The organism is Ruegeria sp. K5 (assembly GCF_056531805.1).
This window is the reverse complement of the sequence record NZ_JBQFML010000025.1, coordinates 1-5,970: the sequence shown is the minus strand read 5'-3', so window position 1 is coordinate 5,970 and position 5,970 is coordinate 1. Positions and strand designations below refer to the sequence as shown.

Sequence of the window (5,970 nt, the reverse complement as noted above, 5' to 3'; positions counted from 1 at the left end):
CCCTTCACCGGCGCTGCTGAGGCGCTCGGGACGCGGCGGGAGCGGCGGAGACGCATCGGAGAGACGGTGGGCATTCGGAGGTTTTTGATTGGGCGGTAGCGCTGAGTGATTGGCGTTATGGTCTGGTTTTGGGTCTTGGGTGTTTTGTTCTTTGACATTGATGGATAACTGAAGAGATATGTGGGCGGTTTGGTTCGTTTCGACGGATTGAATGTCTGTATATCGCGCTGGTAGGGGTGACTGTCCCGATGACCAGTGTCAGCTTCACTGTTTGTACGGCTTTCGGTTTCTGATGAAACCAGAAGCACAGACAAACAGATGACTTTTGGTTGTACTCTTGGCTAGCCGGCTGAGGGTGTCGCTTAATCGTGCTCGAGTAGCCGAATAGGCGGTAGCACAACCAAAGATGTGCAGAGGTTCGAACGTCAAGGATATGGTCGTAAGATCATTTCAACTTGAGAGTTTGATCCTGGCTCAGAACGAACGCTGGCGGCAGGCCTAACACATGCAAGTCGAGCGCGCCTTTCGGGGTGAGCGGCGGACGGGTTAGTAACGCGTGGGAATATACCCTTTGGTACGGAATAGCCTCTGGAAACGGAGAGTAATACCGTATGAGCCCTTCGGGGGAAAGATTTATCGCCAAAGGATTAGCCCGCGTTAGATTAGGTAGTTGGTGGGGTAATGGCCTACCAAGCCTACGATCTATAGCTGGTTTTAGAGGATGATCAGCAACACTGGGACTGAGACACGGCCCAGACTCCTACGGGAGGCAGCAGTGGGGAATCTTGGACAATGGGGGCAACCCTGATCCAGCCATGCCGCGTGAGTGATGAAGGCCTTAGGGTCGTAAAGCTCTTTCGCCTGTGAAGATAATGACGGTAGCAGGTAAAGAAACCCCGGCTAACTCCGTGCCAGCAGCCGCGGTAATACGGAGGGGGTTAGCGTTGTTCGGAATTACTGGGCGTAAAGCGCACGTAGGCGGATCGGAAAGTTGGGGGTGAAATCCCGGGGCTCAACCCCGGAACTGCCTCCAAAACTATCGGTCTAGAGTTCGAGAGAGGTGAGTGGAATTCCGAGTGTAGAGGTGAAATTCGTAGATATTCGGAGGAACACCAGTGGCGAAGGCGGCTCACTGGCTCGATACTGACGCTGAGGTGCGAAAGTGTGGGGAGCAAACAGGATTAGATACCCTGGTAGTCCACACCGTAAACGATGAATGCCAGTCGTCGGGTAGCATGCTATTCGGTGACACACCTAACGGATTAAGCATTCCGCCTGGGGAGTACGGTCGCAAGATTAAAACTCAAAGGAATTGACGGGGGCCCGCACAAGCGGTGGAGCATGTGGTTTAATTCGAAGCAACGCGCAGAACCTTACCAACCCTTGACATCCCGGGACCGGTCCAGAGATGGGCTTTTCACTTCGGTGACTCGGTGACAGGTGCTGCATGGCTGTCGTCAGCTCGTGTCGTGAGATGTTCGGTTAAGTCCGGCAACGAGCGCAACCCACATCCCTAGTTGCCAGCAGTTCGGCTGGGCACTCTATGGAAACTGCCCGTGATAAGCGGGAGGAAGGTGTGGATGACGTCAAGTCCTCATGGCCCTTACGGGTTGGGCTACACACGTGCTACAATGGCAGTGACAATGGGTTAATCCCAAAAAACTGTCTCAGTTCGGATTGGGGTCTGCAACTCGACCCCATGAAGTCGGAATCGCTAGTAATCGCGTAACAGCATGACGCGGTGAATACGTTCCCGGGCCTTGTACACACCGCCCGTCACACCATGGGAGTTGGTTCTACCCGACGGCCGTGCGCTAACCTTTTGGAGGCAGCGGACCACGGTAGGATCAGCGACTGGGGTGAAGTCGTAACAAGGTAGCCGTAGGGGAACCTGCGGCTGGATCACCTCCTTTCTAAGGATGATGCTAGCATCACAGGGCTTGCCCTTGATCGTGCATCACTTAGCAGAAGATCAACAAACAAAGTTGGTCAAACTCATGAGCCGAGCCGTCCTCATATCTCTTCAGAAAATCAGGATCTTGCGAATAGGCGCGAGGTCCGGCAAGGGGCCTTAGCTCAGCTGGGAGAGCGCCTGATTTGCATTCAGGAGGTCAGGAGTTCGATCCTCCTAGGCTCCACCAAGCCTTTTGCAAAGCAAAGGGCACACAGATAAAGGCCCTTGTATGAACCACTATGGGGGCTGGCCCTCTCGGCATCTTTTCTTTGAAAAGAGCCTGTCGGGCGACGCCGATTTTGCGAAGCAAAATCAGCTGGGTCGGTAGCTCAGGTGGTTAGAGCGCACGCCTGATAAGCGTGAGGTCGGAGGTTCAAGTCCTCCTCGACCCACCACTTTCCTTTCAATTTGATCATCGAGCACTTGTTTGAGTGCTGGATCATCCAATTGGATGAATTGACATCGTATAGAGAGAAATCAATCAACACTGTTTGATTGGCGCCGAGTGTGGCGTTGATCTCAGTCGTTCTCCTCTTCGGAGGGGCGGGTTGTGACACGGGTGTTTCCTCGCCTGTCCACGGCTATCGCGGCTGAAACGAACAGAGTTGTCCAAGTCAAGTACACTAACCCGCATAACTTAACGGTTATGCATTGTCTTCCATTCTCTGCGTGGGGCCGACCGACATCGGCAGCGCGGGTTCCAGGATGGAAGGCGGGAAAGTATGCTTTTGGTTCAGTAAGAGAGACGGGTTGTTACCAGCGCCTGTCATTGGATTTGCTTCGCAAATCCTGTCTTTCTCTTTCTGGATCAAATCAAGCGCGAGAAGGGCGTTTGGTGAATGCCTTGGCAGCAAGAGGCGATGAAAGACGTGATACTCTGCGATAAGCCATGGGGAGCTGAGAATAAGCTTTGATCCATGGATTTCTGAATGGGGCAACCCACCTGAATGTTTGTTATTGTTAGCTCTGCTAATCAATAATGAGCATGAACAGGTACTTAAGACCTGAATACATAGGGTTTTAAGAGCAAACCCGGGGAACTGAAACATCTAAGTACCCGGAGGAAAGGAAATCAATTGATACTCCCCTAGTAGCGGCGAGCGAACGGGGACCAGCCGAGCCGGATGAGTGAGAAGAACACGTTGGGAAGCGTGGCCATAGCGGGTGACAGCCCCGTATTCGAAGCTTTGACGGACGTATTAAGTAGGGCGGAACACGTGAAATTCTGTCTGAAGATCGGAGGACCACCTTCGAAGGCTAAGTACTCCTTGCTGACCGATAGCGAACCAGTACCGTGAGGGAAAGGTGAAAAGCACCCCGACGAGGGGAGTGAAACAGTACCTGAAACCGAACGCCTACAATCAGTCGGAGGCTCCTTGCGAGCTGACGGCGTACCTTTTGTATAATGGGTCATCGACTTGGTCTCACGAGCAAGCTTAAGCCGTTAGGTGTAGGCGTAGCGAAAGCGAGTCTTAATAGGGCGTATGAGTTCGTGGGATCAGACCCGAAACCGAGTGATCTAGGCATGGCCAGGTTGAAGGTAAGGTAACACTTACTGGAGGACCGAACCCACATCCGTTGAAAAGGATCGGGATGAGCTGTGCCTAGGGGTGAAAGGCCAATCAAACTCGGAGATAGCTGGTTCTCTGCGAAATCTATTTAGGTAGAGCGTCATCCGAATACCCCGGGGGGTAGAGCACTGGATGGGTAATGGGGCCCCACAGGCTTACTGATCCTAACCAAACTCCGAATACCCGGGAGTACTAGATGGCAGACACACTGCGGATGCTAACGTCCGTAGTGGAGAGGGAAACAACCCTGACCTACGACTAAGGCCCCCAATTCATGGCTAAGTGGGAAAGCAGGTGGGACGACCAAAACAACCAGGAGGTTGGCTTAGAAGCAGCCATCCTTTAAAGATAGCGTAACAGCTCACTGGTCTAAATAAGTTGTCCTGCGGCGAAGATGTAACGGGGCTCAAGCCATGAGCCGAAGTCTAGGGATGCGTAAGCATCGGTAGCAGAGCGTAGTGTGACATAGTTCCTATCCTCTTTAGCGTCTTTCGGGACGCCTTGGAGGATATTTGGAGCTTTCGATGAAGCGGGCGCGTGAGCGATCCCGTGGAGAGATCACTAGTGAGAATGATGACATGAGTAGCGACAAAGAGTGTGAGAGACACTCTCGCCGAAAGTCCAAGGGTTCCTGCTTAAAGCTAATCTGAGCAGGGTAAGCCGGCCCCTAAGCCGAGGCCGAAAGGCGTAGGCGATGGGAACTAGGTTAATATTCCTAGGCCAGGAGGATGTGACGGATCACAGGTGTAGTTCAATCTTATCGGATTGATTGGGCTGCTGAGTGGTTCCTGGAAATAGCCCTCCATCAGACCGTACCCTAAACCGACACAGGTGGACTGGTAGAGCATACCAAGGCGCTTGAGAGAACGATGTTGAAGGAACTCGGCAAAATACCTCCGTAAGTTCGCGAGAAGGAGGCCCGGTTCCTAGGCAACTAGGGGCTGGGGGCACAAACCAGGGGGTGGCGACTGTTTATTAAAAACACAGGGCTCTGCGAAGTCGCAAGACGACGTATAGGGTCTGACGCCTGCCCGGTGCCTGAAGGTTAAAAGGAGAGGTGAGAGCCTTGAATTGAAGCCCAGGTAAACGGCGGCCGTAACTATAACGGTCCTAAGGTAGCGAAATTCCTTGTCGGGTAAGTTCCGACCTGCACGAATGGCGTAACGACTTCCCCGCTGTCTCCAACATCGACTCAGCGAAATTGAATTGCCTGTCAAGATGCAGGCTTCCCGCGGTTAGACGGAAAGACCCCGTGCACCTTTACTACAGCTTCGCACTGGCATCAGGATTGTGATGTGCAGGATAGGTGGTAGGCTTTGAAGCGGAAACGCAAGTATCCGTGGAGCCTCCCTTGAGATACCACCCTTCGCACTCTTGATGTCTAACCGCGGTCCGTTATCCGGATCCGGGACCCTGCGTGGCGGGTAGTTTGACTGGGGCGGTCGCCTCCTAAAGCGTAACGGAGGCGCGCGAAGGTTGGCTCAGAGCGGTCGGAAATCGCTCGTTGAGTGCAATGGCAGAAGCCAGCCTGACTGCAAGACTGACAAGTCGAGCAGAGTCGAAAGACGGCCATAGTGATCCGGTGGTCCCGAGTGGAAGGGCCATCGCTCAACGGATAAAAGGTACGCCGGGGATAACAGGCTGATACTGCCCAAGAGTCCATATCGACGGCAGTGTTTGGCACCTCGATGTCGGCTCATCTCATCCTGGGGCTGGAGCAGGTCCCAAGGGTACGGCTGTTCGCCGTTTAAAGAGGTACGTGAGCTGGGTTTAGAACGTCGTGAGACAGTTCGGTCCCTATCTGCCGTGGGTGTAGGAGACTTGAGAGGAGTTGCCCCTAGTACGAGAGGACCGGGGTGAACGATCCACTGGTGGACCAGTTGTCGTGCCAACGGCAGTGCTGGGTAGCTATGATCGGACAGGATAACCGCTGAAGGCATCTAAGCGGGAAGCCCCCCTCAAAACAAGGTCTCCCTGAGGGCCGTGGAAGACCACCACGTCAATAGGCCGGAGATGTAAGCGCAGTAATGCGTTCAGTTGACCGGTACTAATCGCCCGATAGGCTTGATTTGATCCAGTAACAGAAAGACAAACCCAACCGCCTCAAACAGAGACGGTAGGCGATCAAACAAGACCAAAAGCATACACCAAACTTGACAATGGATAACGTCGCAGCACCCAGCCGCGATGTTGATTGACTATACAACCGAGTGGCACCGCGCCTTTTGCAAGCAAAAGACGCTGCCTGCCACCCGTCGCTTTCTTGCATAGCAAGAAAGTCGACGTTGGGCTTTTCCTCGGTTTGGTGGTCATAGCGCAAGTGAAACACCCGGTCCCATACCGAACCCGGAAGTTAAGCACTGCCGCGCCAATGGTACTTGGGCTTAAGCCCCGGGAGAGTAGGTCACCGCCAAACCTAGTAAAAGCCCATATCTCTCTTACGAT

Annotated in this window: 2 tRNA genes and 3 rRNA genes; all 5 read left to right on the top strand. The window is 53.5% G+C overall.

Annotated elements, in window-relative coordinates:
- Positions 1 to 451: 451 nt before the first annotated feature.
- Positions 452 to 1,913 (top strand): 16S ribosomal RNA (locus ACR0MO_RS21550).
- Between the two features lie 152 nt (positions 1,914 to 2,065).
- Positions 2,066 to 2,141: transfer RNA gene (locus ACR0MO_RS21545), tRNA-Ala, on the top strand.
- Between the two features lie 131 nt (positions 2,142 to 2,272).
- Positions 2,273 to 2,349: transfer RNA gene (locus ACR0MO_RS21540), tRNA-Ile, on the top strand.
- Positions 2,350 to 2,765: 416 nt separating this feature from the next.
- A 23S ribosomal RNA gene (locus ACR0MO_RS21535) occupies positions 2,766 to 5,597 on the top strand.
- Between the two features lie 229 nt (positions 5,598 to 5,826).
- Positions 5,827 to 5,941: ribosomal RNA gene (gene rrf / locus ACR0MO_RS21530) — 5S ribosomal RNA — on the top strand.
- Together the 16S, 23S and 5S rRNA genes with 2 tRNA genes alongside form the textbook arrangement of a ribosomal RNA operon.
- Positions 5,942 to 5,970: the final 29 nt, after the last annotated feature.